Raw genomic sequence first — 16,021 nt, forward strand, 5'->3', positions numbered from 1 at the left:
ATTATAGCAATCTGAAAAAGATAGACCTATTTCTTTATGACGATATAACCACTCTTAAGGTACTTTTTATCCTTAATGATAAGTTTGAAGAAATATGTTCCAGGAGGTAGTTTGTCTCCAGGGCCTAATTTAACACCTGTTTTACTATAGCTTCCGTCCCAAGCATCATCATTCGTATAATTACTTTTATCGAAGACTTTAGAACCCCATCTCGAAAAAACAATGAATTCATTAACAGGATAGTTCTCAATACCTTTAATGAAGAATTTGTCATTGATATTATCACCATTAGGAGAAAAAGCGTTAGGAATGAGTAGATCTACCTCATTAGGATTCTTAACATTCACTAAAATATAAGCCTGACTACATTGACTTCTATTATTGCAAATTTCGTAGAATATGGTATCGACACCAAAACTATCTTCATATGGGTAATATACTATTAATGAATTATTTTCAATCAGATAAGCTTTTCCTGCTTTATCGTTTTGACGAAGAATTTTTGTTTGAGAGAAATCTAAAGTTGAAGACGAATAAATGTCATTTTCAAGGAATACTATTTCGATATAATTAACTTCATCAACAAGTGTTTTGTTATTTATAGAAACAGAATCATTCTTTGCTACAGGGGGTGCGCCATCTTGGCCCAAGCTTATGTTTGGTCCAAATAATATAATAAGTAGAAAAGAAAGAGTAAAAATTGATTTCATAGTTAAATACAAATTCTTTGATGATGGGCGAAAGATTATTTTACACTAAAATACTAATAATATGTTCTATTCGCCATGAAATAATCCTATTAGAGTAAACGAAATATAATTTTAAAGATAATAGATTTGTTTAGAAATTGCTAATGAAGTGTTTTGAATATTAATTCCTTTAGAAGATCTCCATTCTTTGAACTAACATTTCCAAAGCCTTTTGATTTTAAATCGTATTCCCTCAAGTGGTTTATAATTGAAACAAGTTTCTTTGGGTTGTATAGTCTTGCTGCTGATTTATAATCTTTTACAAAGAATGGATTGATGCCAAGAGCAGAAGCTATAATTTTATCATTAGTCTTATTTTTTAAGAAATGGAATTTTAAAATTTTTGAAAAATAGGAGTGAAGTAGAGCAATTGTGACGTAAATCGGATTGTTTTTCTCATTAGTTGAGAAGTAATTTATGATTTGATTTGCTTTTACAACATCTTTTTTGCCCAATGCATTTTGTAATTCGAAGTTGTTAAAGTCTTTTGAAATACCAATGTTTTTCTCGATATCGTCAGCCGTAATGGAGTTTCCTTGCGGTATATTAATGCTTAATTTATCTAGCTCGTTTGAAATTTTACTTAAATCATTACCTAGAAATTCCGAAAGTAGAATGCTAGCTTTTGTATCAATTTTGAGTTTTAAGCTACTTGTATATTTTGATATCCAATCGGGCAACTGGTTTTCGTATATCTTTTTAGATTCGAATAAAATCCCATGCTGAGCCACATTTTTAGTAAATGCTTTTCTTTTGTCTAAAGATTTGTATTTGTAATTAATGACTAATATGGTTGACTTGAGCGGATTCTTAACATATGAATCCAACAACTCAATATTTTTTAGCTGTTGGGCTTCTTTTACAACAACAAGTTGTCGTGTAGACATCATTGGAAAACGTCGAGCTGTATCCATAATGTTTGCCATATCGGCATCTTTCCCATAAAAGATGGTTTGATTAAAGTCACGTTCAGCTTCTGCAAGAGCATTATCTAGGATGTAATCAGTGATTTTATCAATATAAAAACTCTCTTCACCCATTAAAAAATAAATGGGGGCATATTCCTGTTTTTTAATACTGCTGTATATTTCTTCGAATGTCATGTAATTCTTTTGAATGGTTTTTTTCTAGAATCTTAGATGTTTAACTGATTCTTTATTGTGCATAACCTCTTTTAGAGCATCGATTCCTGCTTGGATATGCCGATTCACATAACGGTCCGTAACAATGGCGTCGCTACTTTCAGTTTTTACTCCTGTGGAAATCATAGGTTGATCAGAAACTAAAAGGACAGCTCCTGATGGAATTTCGTTAAAAAAACCAACTGTAAATATGGTTGCAGTTTCCATATCAATTGCCATAGCACGGGTTTTAGCCAGATACTTTTTAAAGCGCTCGTCAAATTCCCAAACTCTCTTGTTGGTCGTGAAAACGGTTCCTGTCCAATATTTAATATTTTTATCTGCAATAACCTGCGATACGGCTCTTTGTAGACCGAATGCTGGTAATGCGGGTATTTCGGGTGGTAAGTAGTCATTAGATGTACCCTCACTTCTGATAGCTGCAATTGGTAGAATCAAATCTCCAAGTTTATTTTTTTTCTTCAGCCCACCACACTTGCCCAAAAATAAGACACCTTTGGGTTTAATGGCACTGAGTAGATCCATTATAGTTGCGGCATTAGGACTACCCATTCCAAAATTTATCATGGTTATACCGTCTGCTGACACATTTGGCATAGCCTTGTCTTCGCCAACAATTGAAACATTGTATTTTTCGGCAAAAATATCAAGATAGCTATTGAAGTTGGTTAAAAGAATATAGTTATCAAAATCTTCAAGTGAACGCCCTGTATAGCGGGTTAGCCAGTTCTTTACAATTTCTTCTTTTGTCTTCATGCGCTAATTAATTTGCTTCTCAGCTTTAGTGTGCTGCTAATTAAATCTGTTTATCTTTGCTTTATCAATATAACTAAAATATGGAAAAGCTAAATCTACCTAGCTATAATTTTAATATAAAATTCGAAGGACAAAGAAAGCTAATTTTTGACAGTATTAGAAAGAAGTATGTTGTATTAACTGCTGAAGAGTGGGTGAGACAAAATTTTATTTCTTATTTGGTTGAAACGAAGAATTACCCGAAAGGTTTGATTGCTGTTGAAAAAAAGGTTGATGTCAATCGTATGCCTCAGCGCAGTGATATTGTCTTGTATAATAATAAGGCTATTCCTGTTATGATCGTGGAATGCAAAGCCTCGAGTGTGAAAATATCACAAGACACATTTAATCAGATTGCTCGTTATAATATGAAGTTACAGGTGCCTTACCTGGTTGTAACTAATGGTCTAAACCACTACTGTTGTCGTATCGATTACGATAAAAGCAGCTTTGAGTTTATTCCCGAAATTCCTGATTACAAAACATTAATATAGCTGTCTAAAATTCTAATCCCAGATGCAAGGAGATGCGATTGTAGCTGTCGTAGTGTATTTCATTGTCTAAAGTATAAGTATTGTAGGCTTTGTGTTTAATTTTTTGATAACGATAACCTACAGAAAGGAGCAACTTGCTTGAAGGTCCTATGGGAAATTTGATTCCCATACCAGGATTGATGAGCCAGCCTCCTTTTGAATCGAAATCAAGATTGGAGTACTGATAGTTGTGAGCCTCTCTATTTTCCAGACTAAAGCTATATCCCATATTGGTAAATGCAAAAATGTCAACATCGCCGTGTTTGATTGGATGTTCTAATCTTATAAAAACGGGCATCTGTGCTTCCTTAAAGCTTTCGTATCCTAATCCCAATCCCACCGAAAATTGATTTCTAAGTTGGTATGAAAAACTATACATTATGGAAAATGGTGCTTTATTTTGGTTGTTACTACTCCCTAAAATAACCCCAGTCTGTAAGAGGTTTTTAATTGGAGAGGGACTTGTTTTTGTATTTTGACTTTCCTGCCCCAGACTTGTCGTTGCGATAAATATACAAGCCATTAATATCTGTGTTTTTAAAAATCTATTTCCCATAATAGTTATTTGTTTTTTCTAAAGATGGGATGATAATGAAAAGGTTGCGTCTTAAACGCAACCTTTTTTTAAACTCTGCATCATACTTACAAATCATAAATGCTTTATATCATGAACAACATAATTAAGCTAAGTTTTTTAATGCTTATTTCAATCACATTTGCATCTTGTGAAGATAAGCTTGAAGAGAAATATCACGTTAACTCACCGATATATCTCAGTTATGAAGATTTAAGATCTTCTGTGAAAACAGAAGGTTCACGTGAATTTGAATCACCTGGTAAGATCTATTTTAAAGACAACTACATTTTTGTCAACGAATATCTAAAAGGAATTCATATTATTGATAATAGTGATCCCAGAAATCCAGTCAATTTATCTTTTCTTAATGTTCCGGGAAATGTTGATATCGCTATAAAAGGTCATTCTCTTTATGTTGATAGCTATACCGATTTAGTTGTTCTGGATATTAAGGATTTAAGTGATATAAAAGAACGACAGCGATTCAATAATTACATGGGCTATATGCTGCCTCCAACCGGAAATACGCTTCGATACGATAATATAGATGAAACAAAAGGGGTTATAATTGGCTGGGAAACCAAGCGTGTAACCATTGAAGTGGAGCAACCAGATGAATTCTACCCCTGTTATGATGGAGTAAACGTTTCCAACGCTTCCAAAAGTCCGGGAATCAGTAACAGTACAACGGGTACTGCTGGATCAATGGCTCGATTCATATTAAACAATGATGCCTTGTATGTCTTGAAAAATGAATATCAGCTTACTGTTTATGATATTAGTGATGTAAATTCAATGACTCACAGTGGTGATTTCTATGTAGGGTGGATGATGGAGACCCTTTTTATTAGTGAAAATCGACTCTTTATTGGTGGTCAAAATGGAATGAATATCTATGATCTTAGCTCACCATACTCGCCTGAGTTTATCAGCAATTATAATCATTTTAGAGGTTGCGATCCAGTAGTGGTGGAGAATAATACTGCCTATGTTACAATTCGTTCTGGTAATACTTGTGGTCAGAATCAAAATGTGTTGGATGTGGTCGATCTCACTGATATAAATTTACCAAAGCAAATAAAATCCTATCAAATGACAGAACCTTATGGTTTAGGAATAGACAATTCCATTCTTTTTGTTTGTGATGGAAGTGCAGGTTTAAAAATATTTGACGCAGATGACCCCTTAACAATTACTCAACATGTTTTGGCTCTATATCCCGATATTAGTGCTTTCGACGTGATTCCACTTGGCGATTTGCTTATTTGTATTGGTAGCGATGGCCTCTTTCAATATGATTACAGTGACATTGAAAATATCGAATTATTAAGCACAATAGAACTTTAAAAACAAAACGGATTACTGATTATAATATCAGTAATCCGTTTTGTAATATGAATTGAAATTTGAAGATTAAATGCGCACTTTCACCACCACTTTTCGAACTTTTGAGATTTGGTTAAGCCCGACACACGGCATGTGTAGATCATCTGGGAAAAAGATACCAAAAACAGCTTGATCGAATTTAAACAAAGTTGAATCGCCTTTGTAGAAAGCATAATCGCCCTCGTCATTTCTCACTTCAAGTTCTTGATTAGTCTTAGATGTAAGCCCAATATGTTCTTCTCCAGCAATAAGATATTGAATATCGATGTATTTGCTGTGGCCCTCTAGTTTGCAATCTTCAATTTTTCTGGTGTTGTATTCCTGAACCATTGCAAAAACATCATCACCTTCAATTTGATAAGTCCCCAAATCTATTTTAGAAAAATCTGAATTGTTAATGTATTCAATTCCTTTAGCCAGTCTGTCACTTAAATTTTTATAAATATTTAAGTTTTCAATTTTATCTATTATCATTTTACATTTTTATTGAAAAGAAGAGTGTTTGTTATTTTATAGCTTTCGCCGCCAAACTTATCAAATTTATTCTAATGAAATAAGGCTGCCCATTTGGGCAGCCCTATTTATTCCTATTTATTGCCATTGTATTTTCATAGGCAAGAGTATTAGCTTTTTTTAAAGAAAAAAATTATGCCTTTTTAGCTTTTTTCTCTCTTTTTTCCGCCTTTTTTTCTTTTGCAGTTTTAAGAGGCTCTTTTTTCTCGCTCTTTTTTGCGTCTTGAGACTTTGCCATGATCTTATATTTTAAAAGTTAGTTTTAAGTTTCTCATTTAAGAGGTTGACTTTTCATTTAAATATAAAATTACATATTTATCTTAAACTATTTAAATTTATTAGAACAATAGTTTCGCTTATGTTATTTGTTTAAGTATTAGTAAAAGCGTGTCAGTTCCTGATAGAATATACTAAAAATAAGTTATGCCTTCTCGATAAGCTGTGAGGAATTTAGGACCTGTAAAAAACCTCTTAAATACAAAAGGCTGCCCCGAGGGACAGCCTTTCTATATATTGAGAATGTAATTCTCTTAGTTTTGCTTCAAGTTAGCTTGAGCAGCAGCTAAACGTGCGATTGGCACACGGAAAGGAGAACAAGAAACGTAATCCATACCAACTGAGTTACAGAACTCAACTGAAGATGGCTCACCACCGTGCTCACCACAGATACCTAATTTGATATCAGGACGAGTAGATTTTCCTTTTTCACAACCCATACGTACCAATTGACCGATACCTTCTTGATCTAATACTTGGAAAGGATCATGCTTAAGGATACCTTTTTCAATATAGATAGGTAAGAATTTACCCGCATCGTCACGAGAATAACCGAATCCCATTTGAGTCAAGTCATTTGTTCCGAAAGAGAAGAATTCTGCATATTCAGCAATTTGATCAGCTGTAAGAGCAGCACGAGGAATCTCAATCATAGTACCTACTAAGAAATCAACTTCGATACCTTTCTCAGCGAATACTGCAGCAGCAGTTTCTCTGATGATCTCTTCCTGCATTTTGAATTCTTTTAAAGTTCCGATTAATGGAACCATAATCTCTGGCTTAGGAGAAAGACCTTTAGCTTTAAGATCACAAGCAGCTTCGATAATAGCACGAGCTTGCATCTCTGTAATCTCTGGGTAAGTATTACCTAGACGACAACCACGGTGACCCAGCATTGGGTTAAACTCGTGAAGAGACTCAACTTTAGCTTTAACGATAGATACATCGATACCTAATTTTTCAGCCATCTCAATTTGAGAAGCATCATCGTTAGGAGTAAACTCGTGCAATGGTGGATCCAGTAAACGAATAGTTACACCAAAACCGTCCATAGCTTCAAGAATTCCAGAGAAATCTTCTCTCTGAACAGGAAGTAATTTAGCTAAAGCAGCCTTACGTCCTTCAACATTTTCAGCAAGAATCATTTCACGCATCTTCCAGATCTTATCGCCTTCGAAGAACATGTGCTCTGTACGACATAGACCAATACCTTTAGCACCGAAATCACGAGCAGTTTGAGCATCAGCAGGCGTATCAGCGTTTGTACGAACGTACATACGAGTGTTGTTCTCTGCAAGATCCATCAATTTACCAAAATCACCATCTAATGAAGGAGTGATTGTAGCAACTTTACCTTCGTAAACTTTACCAGTAGTACCGTTCAATGAGATAAAATCACCTTCGTTATAAGCAACACCATTGATAGTCATTGATTTTCCTGTTACTAGAACTCCAGCAGCAGAAGAAATACAACATTTACCCATACCACGAGCAACTACAGCAGCGTGAGAAGTCATACCACCACGCTCAGTCAAAATACCTTCAGCAGCATACATACCTTTCAAGTCTTCTGGAGAAGTCTCGCGACGTACTAAAATTACTTTTTTACCTTCAGCAGCCCATTCTTCAGCAGCAGTTGCAGAGAATACGATTTGTCCTGTAGCAGCACCTGGAGAAGCTGGAAGACCTTTAGAAAGTTCAACAGCAGAATCAATTGCAGATTGCTCGAATACTGGGTGAAGTAACTCATCCAATTTGTTAGGCTCTTGACGTAAGATTGCAGTTTTCTCATCAATCATACCTTGCTCTAACATATCAACAGCCATTTTTACCATAGCTGCACCAGTACGCTTACCAGAACGAGTTTGCAACATCCAAAGCTTACCATCCTGAATGGTGAACTCCATATCTTGCATATCTGAATAGTGATCTTCAAGTTTTTGTTGAATTGTATTCAATTCGTTGTATAATTCTGGCATAGCCTCTTCCATAGAAAGGAATTCAGCTTTACGAACTTCTTCAGAAGTACCGTTACGCTCAGCCCAACGAAGTGAACCAATAGTTGTAATTTCAAGAGGAGTACGAACACCAGACACAACATCTTCACCTTGTGCGTTGATCAAATACTCACCGTTGAATTGGTCTTCGCCAGTAGCAGCATCACGAGAGAAACAAACTCCTGTAGCAGAAGTATCACCCATGTTACCATAAACCATAGCTTGTACGTTTACAGCAGTACCCCACTCAGATGGAATGTTTTCCATACGACGGTAAAGGATTGCACGCTCAGTATTCCAAGAATCGAATACAGCACATACAGAACCCCAAAGTTGATCCCAAGGGTTAGTAGGGAAGTCAACACCAGCGTGCTCGCGTACAACTGCTTTGTAACCTTCAACAAGATTCTTAAGGTCTTCAACAGTTAGTTCAGTATCAACCTTGTATCCTTTAGCTGCTTTTAATTCGTCAAGAACAACCTCGAATGGGTTATGATGTCCTTCTTCAGCCTCAACACCCATAACTACGTCACCATACATGTGGATGAAACGACGATATGAATCGTAAGCAAATTTTTCGTTTCCTGATTTTTCAGCAATAATTTTTACTGTATCATCATTCATACCAAGGTTAAGAACAGTGTTCATCATACCTGGCATAGAAGCACGAGCTCCAGAACGAACTGATAATAACAATGGGAATGATCCATCCTTAGCATCAAATTTAGCGTTCATAGCTTCTTCAGTAGCTTTTACAGCTGCTTCAACTTGCTCTTTAATCATTGCTACAACAGCATCTTTTCCAAGATTGTTGTAATCAGTACAAACTTCAGTAGTGATAGTGAAACCTGCAGGAACAGGAACACCAATTAGGTTCATTTCAGCAAGGTTAGCACCTTTACCTCCAAGCAAATTCTTCATGTCTGCTTTACCTTCGGCCTTACCGTCACCAAAAGTATAAACGTACTTCATACTCATAATTATCGCTTTTTAGTTTTAATGTTATTCTGCTTTCTCAACTAAAGCATTCAATAACAATTATATATTAACTTATAATATTCTAGATCTTAAATTTACAAGGCTTTTTGTTTGTAGTCGGACTTGAAAATTGTACACAAAAGTAATGTTCTTTTCTTTAAAATAAAAGCTATAAGCTGACAATCTAACTGTCTTTTTTCAAATGATTTAGACTTTCTTTTTTCAAACGTTTGCAGGGCTTTAAATTCCTTTTTTTCATCATCATACACACGAAAAAAGCCGATCGATCGATCAGCTTTGTACCTGTTTAATCGTTAAACTAGCGCATGGGATATTTGTTGATGATTTCTTCGGGTTTTAATAAAAAATCCAGATATTGAGCACGATAATAGATGTCGGAGGATTTTAATTCGTTAGCAGAAAGTTTGCCTTTAAATTCATTAATAGACTTATAACCTTTAGTGTCCATCCAGTTTTCAAGCTCAGCTAGAACTTCTGCAATATAAGAAGGTTGGTTTTTGTAAATGGCACTTACCATTTGAACAACATCGGCTCCACTTAAAAGCATCTGAATAATATCTTCGTGTGTGTAGATGCCGTTTGTACCACAAAGAGCACCTTTTATTTTATTGTGTAACAAACCCACATAGCGAAGAGCAAGTTTAAAATCACCCCGGTTACTAAGGTTGAAACGAGTCATGTGGCATTCCTCATCAATATTTACTTCGGGTTGGAAAAGACGATTGAATAACGCAAAAGAAGAGGCCCCAGCTTTGTCAAGACGACTTACAAAATTCATAGTGTTGGTATAGTAAGGACTCAATTTAATACAGAAAGGAATTTTTAGTCTCTTTTTTAAAGTCTGTACAATTTTCACCTTCTCTTCTTCAATTTCAGCCGCAGTTTTGTCCATACTTGTTGGCATGGAATAAAAGTTGAGCTCTAAGGCATCAACTCCTGCATCTTCGAGTTGTTTGGCATAATCAAACCATGTTACATCATAAACACAATTTAGACTTGCAATTACAGGAATCGAAATATTCTTTTTGACATCAATTAATTTTATTATGTGAGCGGTTGGGCCTGCATGTTCCAATGTAGGAAATATGGAGACCATCTCTGCATTTCGCTCCGAATAAGCATCCATTTCATCATCAAGCTGAGCACGTTCCATTTGGATTTGCTCTTCGAAAAGCGATTTGTAAACAATTGCACCAGCGCCAGCTCGTTCTAATTCTCTTGCGCCTTCAACAGTTGCCGATAGGGTGCAAGCACCTACTATAATGGGGTTTCTCAGCTTGAGCCCCATGAATTCAACATTTAAATTAGCCATATGTTTTAGGATTAAAGTTTTCGGGTACCCTAAATTAATCAATCCAAGTGAATAATTCAATAGAAGAATAATGTCTTTAATTGTGTGGTAATCAGTATGAACGCGTGGTAGCTTTATGGATAAGAGATTACGAGGTCTTATTTGTGTGATTTATTTTTAGATTAAAAAATTGATGGTTGTTAAATTTCACGGATTATAGGCAAAAAAAATGCCCAATTCTTTCGAATCAGGCTTTTTAAAGTTTTATTGCTTACAATCTTTTATATGTGCTCATTTTGTCACCATGTCCCATTTTTAAAATCATTTCACTTTCAAGTACATAATCCATTTCATGATCTTCTGAATGTTTATGTTCGTGATTGCAGTTATCATGTGCATGTTCTTCTTGAGCATGTTTTAAAAGGATATGACCTTCTTTAAGTTCGAAAACACCTTTTTCGAGTAAGTCATCATTCTTGTAAAACATCCATTGCATATCCTTTGTAAACTCTACAATAATTTTTACATCGGAACTTCCATTGCTTTGCCACTTTCCGGTTATCAGCTCCGAATCTGTCTTTGTAACACAAGAACTAGCTAATATTGCAGTTACAAAGAGAACTGCTAAAACTTTAAATAATGATTTCATAAATTTAACATATGGGTTAGTTACCAAAGCTAACTAAATCCAGGAGACATTTAAGTTGATTTAGAAATAGAATCCTAAATATTTATAAAAAAAAGGGTTAGTTCTTTAAAGAACCAACCCTTTCTTATCTATAAAGTGCAATAGATTTACTCTTCAGTGAAATCTAAAGCAGCTTGACGCTTGTAAGATTTGTATCTCCATAAAGCATTCTCTTCAGCAGCTTTGAATAATTCCTTAGCACGCTCTGGGAATGATTTCTGTAATGAAGTATAACGAACTTCACCTAACAAGAAATCCTGGAATTTAGACCAATCTGGCTCTTTTGAGTCAAGTACAAATGGGTTCTTTCCTTCTTTTTCCAATAGTGGATTGTGACGGAATAAATGCCAGTATCCTGCTTCAACAGCTTTCTTCTCTTCTAGTTGAGATTTACCCATAGAAGCTTTCAAACCGTGAGAAATACATGGTGAATAAGCAATGATCAATGATGGTCCAGGGAAGGCCTCAGCCTCTTTAACCGCTTTCATGTATTGAGCGTGGTTTGCACCCATTGCAACCTGAGCTACATATACGTAACCGTAAGAAGCAGCCATCATACCAAGATCTTTCTTTCTGATAACTTTACCTGCAGCAGCAAATTTAGCTACAGCACCAACTGGAGTTGCTTTAGAAGCTTGTCCACCTGTGTTAGAGTAAATCTCAGTATCCATTACAAGAACATTCACATCTTCACCAGAAGCAAGAACGTGGTCTAGTCCACCGTATCCGATATCGTAAGCCCATCCGTCACCACCGAAAATCCACTGAGACTTCTTAATTAAGAAACTCTTAAGATCTTTGATTTCCTTAGCTACTTCGTGAGTTTCGTTTTCAAGAGCAGCAAGAACTTTGTCAGATGCAGCAATAGAAGCTTCACCATTATCCTTATTCTCTAGCCACTCAGTGAATGCAGCTTTTGTATCAGCATTTACAGCATCAATAGCAGCGGTCATACGAAGCTCGATACGGTTACGCATTTTGCGAACACCTTCGTTCATACCGAAACCGAATTCCGCATTATCTTCGAATAATGAGTTAGCCCAAGCTGGACCTTTACCACTCTTATCGTTTTTACAGTAAGGTGTAGATGGAGCAGATCCACCATAAATAGAAGAACAACCAGTAGCATTAGATACCATCATTCTCTCACCAAACAATTGAGTGATTAATTTTATATATGGTGTTTCTCCACAACCCGCACAAGCTCCTGAGAACTCGAATAATGGCTGAGCAAATTGTGAATTTTTCACGTTGTTTTTAGGAAGTAATTCCTTATAACCAACAGTTTGATCCATATAATGCCATCTTTCTTTCTCATCCAATTGAGTTTCAAGATGCTTCATCTCAAGAGCTTTCGCTTTTGGAGCAGGACAAACATCGGCACAGTTACCACAACCAGTACAGTCTTCAACAGCAACCTGAATACGGAAATGCATTCCCTTAAGTTCTTTACCAGTTGCAGGCTTAACGGCAGTTCCAGCAGGAGCAGCAGCTAATTCTTCGTCAGTTAAGATGAAAGGACGGATAGCAGCGTGAGGACAAACGTAAGCACACTGGTTACACTGAATACAAGTTTCGTCTTGCCACTCAGGAACGTTAATAGCGATACCACGTTTCTCAAACTTAGTTGTTCCATTAGGGAAAGTACCATCTTCGCGACCAGAGAATGCAGAAACAGGAAGATCATCACCTTTCTGAGCATTCATAGGGTCACAAACGTCAGCAACAAACTTAGGACGTTCCGATTTAGCAATTTCTTCTTGTGAATCAGAAAGTTTTTTCCAATCAGCAGAAACAGGAACTTCAATAACATTTTCCCCACCTGCATCAACAGCAGCAAAGTTCATGTTAACAACTTTTTCACCTTTATTACCATATGACTTAACAATGGCTTTCTTCATTTCTTCAGCAGCTTGCTCGAAAGGAATCACACCAGTAATTTTAAAGAAAGCAGCTTGCATAATCGCATTGGTACGGTTACCAAGGCCTAATTTCTCACCTAATTCAGTACCGTTGATAATGTAGAACTTAATCTCATTGTCAGCCATGTACTTCTTCATATGATCTGGAAGATGCTTGATAGTTTCTTCAGTATCATAAATAGAGTTCAATAGGAAAGAACCTCCCTTTTTCAAACCTTTCAATACGTCGTATAAATAAACGTAAGCAGGAACGTGACATGCAACGAAGTCAGGAGTCGTTACTAGGTAAGTAGAACGAATTGGCTCATCACCAAAACGTAGATGAGAAGCAGTGAATCCACCTGATTTCTTCGAATCGTAAGCGAAGTAAGCTTGACAATACTTATCAGTTGAACCACCAATAATTTTAATAGAGTTTTTGTTAGCACCAACGGTACCATCAGAACCTAAACCGTAGAATTTAGCTTCATAAAGAGACTCTGAGTTCATCTTTACTTCTGGTAATAATGGAAGAGAAGTGAAAGTCACATCATCAACAATACCTAAAGTGAATTGATTCTTAGGCTCGTTCATTGCAAGGTTTTTATAAACCGCAATAATCTGAGATGGAGTCACATCTTTAGAACCTAAACCGTAACGACCACCAATGATGATAGGAGCATTTTCCTCACCATAGAAGATATCTCTTACGTCAAGGTACATTGGATCTCCGTTTGCACCCGTTTCCTTTGTACGATCAAGAACACAAATACGCTTAACAGATGCAGGAATAACTGCTTTGAAATGTTTCGCTGAGAATGGACGATACAAGTGAACACATACCAAACCAACTTTTTCACCTTGAGCAATTTTATAATCAACTGCTTCTTTAATTGTTTCGTTTACAGAGCCCATTGCGATGATGATATTCTCAGCATCTTCAGCACCATAATACATGAATGGCTTGTACTCACGACCAGTGATTTTAGTCATTTCGTTCATGTACTCAGCGACCATATCCGGAACCGCATTGTAGAATGGGTTTGCAGCTTCACGAGCCTGGAAGTATACATCAGGATTCTGTGCAGTACCTCTTGTTACAGGAGATTCAGGGTTTAGAGCACGATCACGGAAAGCTTGAAGAGCTTCGTAATCAACTAAACCTCTCATGTCTTCCATATCGATTGCTTCGATTTTCTGAATTTCGTGAGACGTACGGAAACCATCGAAGAAGTTCATGAAAGGAACTCTTGATTTGATAGCAGTAAGATGAGATACAGCAGAAAGGTCCATAACCTCCTGAACTGATCCTGAAGCTAACATAGCGAATCCAGTCTGACGAGCTGAATATACGTCAGAGTGATCACCGAAGATTGATAATGCTTGAGCAGCAAGAGCACGAGCACTAATGTGGAATACACATGGTAATAACTCGCCAGCAATTTTATACATGTTAGGAATCATTAACAATAATCCCTGAGATGCAGTATAAGTTGTTGTTAGAGCACCAGCTTGCAATGCACCGTGAACAGCACCTGCAGCACCCGCTTCTGATTGCATTTCTACAAGCTGAACGGTTTCACCAAATAAATTTTTACGTCCTTGTGCAGCCCACTCGTCAACGTTCTCAGCCATAGGCGAAGAAGGTGTGATAGGGTAGATACACGACACCTCGCTAAACATATAAGCTATATGTGCAGCAGCGGCATTACCGTCACAGGTAATGAATTTTTTCTCTTTTGCCATTTTACTCCTCCAATTAAAAAAATTATTTATGGTAGATTTTATATATTTATTTTAATAAATATCAATTTTTAAAGACACATTTCTGAGTCAGTATTACATTTAATAAAGAAAGCCGAATAACCACAAAGGAATTGTGTTGCCTTTACCACGTTCAATCATGTCAGCAGCAACAAAATAATCTTCGGTTCTAAATTTTGGCTCTATAGCAACTGAGCTTCCTTTTATTTCGAAGTTGAATTTTTGATCAACTAAAAAATGTCCTCTATCTGTACTGGTTAAAACACTTCCTACACCAACTTGGTTGTAGAAGAACGTTTCGCGTAGGCTATTTTCTGAGACATTGTCAGGTGATATCGCATAAAGTAAATTCGTATTATGCAAATAAACGCGATTAGGTTTCTTGAGTTTTTCTTTATCCTCTTCAGATGTGTTTAATAGATGAATTAATCGTGCATTTTTTAAATATCCAAGATAATTCATAATTGTAGCTCGTGATGTTTCAACATCGTTGGCTAGCTTGCTTACATTAGGCTGAAAAGGTACATTGCAAGCAATAATATATAGTAACTTCTTAAGTTTGGTCAGATACTTTAGTTCAATTTGATTTAAATAGGTGATATCGAACTCCAGCATTAAATTGATAATCTTAAGCAGATTGTCAATAAAACTTTTCTCTTCAAGATAGCATGGGTAATACCCAAATCTTAAATAATCGTTGAAAAAAGCTAGAGGTCTAACCTTCTTTAATACATCTTCAACAATCGATTCGTGATTCTCAATAATTTCTTCTAGAGTATAACGTTTGAAATCACAACCTGCTTCGTGATTTAAAAATTCTCGAAATGAAAGACCATCCAGATAGTAAATATTGACACAGTCTTTTAAATGTTCATTGGTTTTTACTCTTAGAATAGACGATGCTGTAAAAATGATCTGTAAATCTTGATAATTATTGTAACAGATTCGTAGATCTTGTGCCCATTCAGGGTATTTATGAATTTGATCAAGAAGTAGCGTCTTGCCACCTTTTTTGTAGAATTCGTCTACAAAGGAAACCAAACCCTTTTCTGTAAAAAATAGATTGTTAAGATTGATGTATAGGCAAGATTTATCGTTTTCACGATTGTTTTCTCTTATATAGTCCAGAAGGAAAGTTGTTTTACCAACCCCTCTAGATCCTTTAATTGCAATTAAACGCTGACTCCAGTCAATTTCTTTCCCAAGTTCACGTTTAATTGTGCTTCGTTTATTTTTGAGTAAACTACAATGAGTTTGTAAGAGAGTATTCATTTTCTAAAAAAAATTGTGCCTTACAAATCTAGAAAATAAAAAACCGTAATTGCAATCTTCAGATTACAATTACGGTTTTAAATTGGAATTTATACTTGATAAAAATAAAAAAGGAACAATGCTGTTTAGCACTGTTCC

12 protein-coding genes are annotated in these 16,021 nt (G+C 35.9%); 2 read left to right on the forward strand and 10 right to left on the reverse strand.

The window, feature by feature from the left end; all coding sequences use genetic code 11:
- Positions 1–26: 26 nt before the first annotated feature.
- From DWB61_RS02495 to DWB61_RS02505, 3 genes are all read right to left on the reverse strand, one after another.
- The gene (locus tag DWB61_RS02495; RefSeq protein ID WP_125029315.1) at positions 27–710 is read right to left on the reverse strand and encodes a gliding motility-associated C-terminal domain-containing protein; all 684 of its coding nucleotides are present in this window, start codon (positions 708–710) and stop codon (positions 27–29) included.
- A gap of 140 nt (positions 711–850) precedes the next feature.
- Positions 851–1,852, reverse strand: coding sequence for a DNA polymerase III subunit delta (holA, locus tag DWB61_RS02500; RefSeq protein ID WP_125029316.1), 1,002 nt, complete (start codon positions 1,850–1,852; stop codon positions 851–853).
- A gap of 24 nt (positions 1,853–1,876) precedes the next feature.
- Positions 1,877–2,647: an AMP nucleosidase gene (locus tag DWB61_RS02505; protein WP_125029317.1), complete on the reverse strand. Its 771-nt coding sequence runs from the start codon at positions 2,645–2,647 to the stop codon at positions 1,877–1,879.
- A gap of 80 nt (positions 2,648–2,727) precedes the next feature.
- Here DWB61_RS02505 and DWB61_RS02510 point away from each other — a divergent pair, with 80 nt between their 5' ends.
- Entirely contained in the window at positions 2,728–3,180 is a 453-nt protein-coding gene (locus DWB61_RS02510; RefSeq protein WP_125029318.1) for a type I restriction enzyme HsdR N-terminal domain-containing protein, read from the forward strand.
- 4 nt (positions 3,181–3,184) lie between these two features.
- Here DWB61_RS02510 and DWB61_RS02515 read toward each other — a convergent pair whose 3' ends face one another.
- Entirely contained in the window at positions 3,185–3,775 is a 591-nt protein-coding gene (locus DWB61_RS02515; protein ID WP_125029319.1) for a hypothetical protein, read from the reverse strand.
- Positions 3,776–3,886: 111 nt separating this feature from the next.
- Between DWB61_RS02515 and DWB61_RS02520 the strand changes: the two genes are divergently transcribed.
- A complete protein-coding gene (locus tag DWB61_RS02520) occupies positions 3,887–5,143 on the forward strand; it encodes an LVIVD repeat-containing protein (protein ID WP_158614348.1) in 1,257 nt (418 codons plus the stop codon).
- 66 nt (positions 5,144–5,209) lie between these two features.
- On the opposite strand, the gene DWB61_RS02525 is transcribed toward DWB61_RS02520, so the two are convergent.
- The 6 genes from DWB61_RS02525 to DWB61_RS02555 all read right to left on the reverse strand — a co-directional run bounded on the left by DWB61_RS02525 (position 5,210) and on the right by DWB61_RS02555 (position 15,883).
- Positions 5,210–5,656 carry a YhcH/YjgK/YiaL family protein gene (locus tag DWB61_RS02525; protein ID WP_125029321.1) on the reverse strand — a complete coding sequence of 149 codons (447 nt, stop codon included), beginning with the start codon at positions 5,654–5,656 and terminating at the stop codon, positions 5,210–5,212.
- Positions 5,657–6,225: 569 nt separating this feature from the next.
- On the reverse strand, positions 6,226–8,946 hold the full coding sequence (ppdK, locus tag DWB61_RS02535) for a pyruvate, phosphate dikinase (protein WP_125029323.1): 2,721 nt from the start codon (positions 8,944–8,946) through the stop codon (positions 6,226–6,228).
- A gap of 319 nt (positions 8,947–9,265) precedes the next feature.
- Positions 9,266–10,279 (reverse strand): dihydroorotate dehydrogenase-like protein, encoded by a 1,014-nt coding sequence (locus DWB61_RS02540; protein WP_125029324.1) that lies wholly within the window; start codon positions 10,277–10,279, stop codon positions 9,266–9,268.
- A gap of 250 nt (positions 10,280–10,529) precedes the next feature.
- Positions 10,530–10,907 (reverse strand): hypothetical protein, encoded by a 378-nt coding sequence (locus DWB61_RS02545; protein ID WP_125029325.1) that lies wholly within the window; start codon positions 10,905–10,907, stop codon positions 10,530–10,532.
- A 146-nt stretch (positions 10,908–11,053) separates the two neighbouring features.
- A complete protein-coding gene (gene nifJ / locus DWB61_RS02550) occupies positions 11,054–14,593 on the reverse strand; it encodes a pyruvate:ferredoxin (flavodoxin) oxidoreductase (RefSeq protein ID WP_125029326.1) in 3,540 nt (1,179 codons plus the stop codon).
- A gap of 99 nt (positions 14,594–14,692) precedes the next feature.
- Positions 14,693–15,883, reverse strand: a complete 1,191-nt coding sequence (locus DWB61_RS02555; RefSeq protein WP_125029327.1) for an AAA family ATPase — start codon at positions 15,881–15,883, stop codon at positions 14,693–14,695.
- Positions 15,884–16,021: the final 138 nt, after the last annotated feature.

The organism is Ancylomarina euxina, assembly GCF_003863355.1.
Lineage (GTDB): Bacteria > Bacteroidota > Bacteroidia > Bacteroidales > Marinifilaceae > Ancylomarina > Ancylomarina euxinus.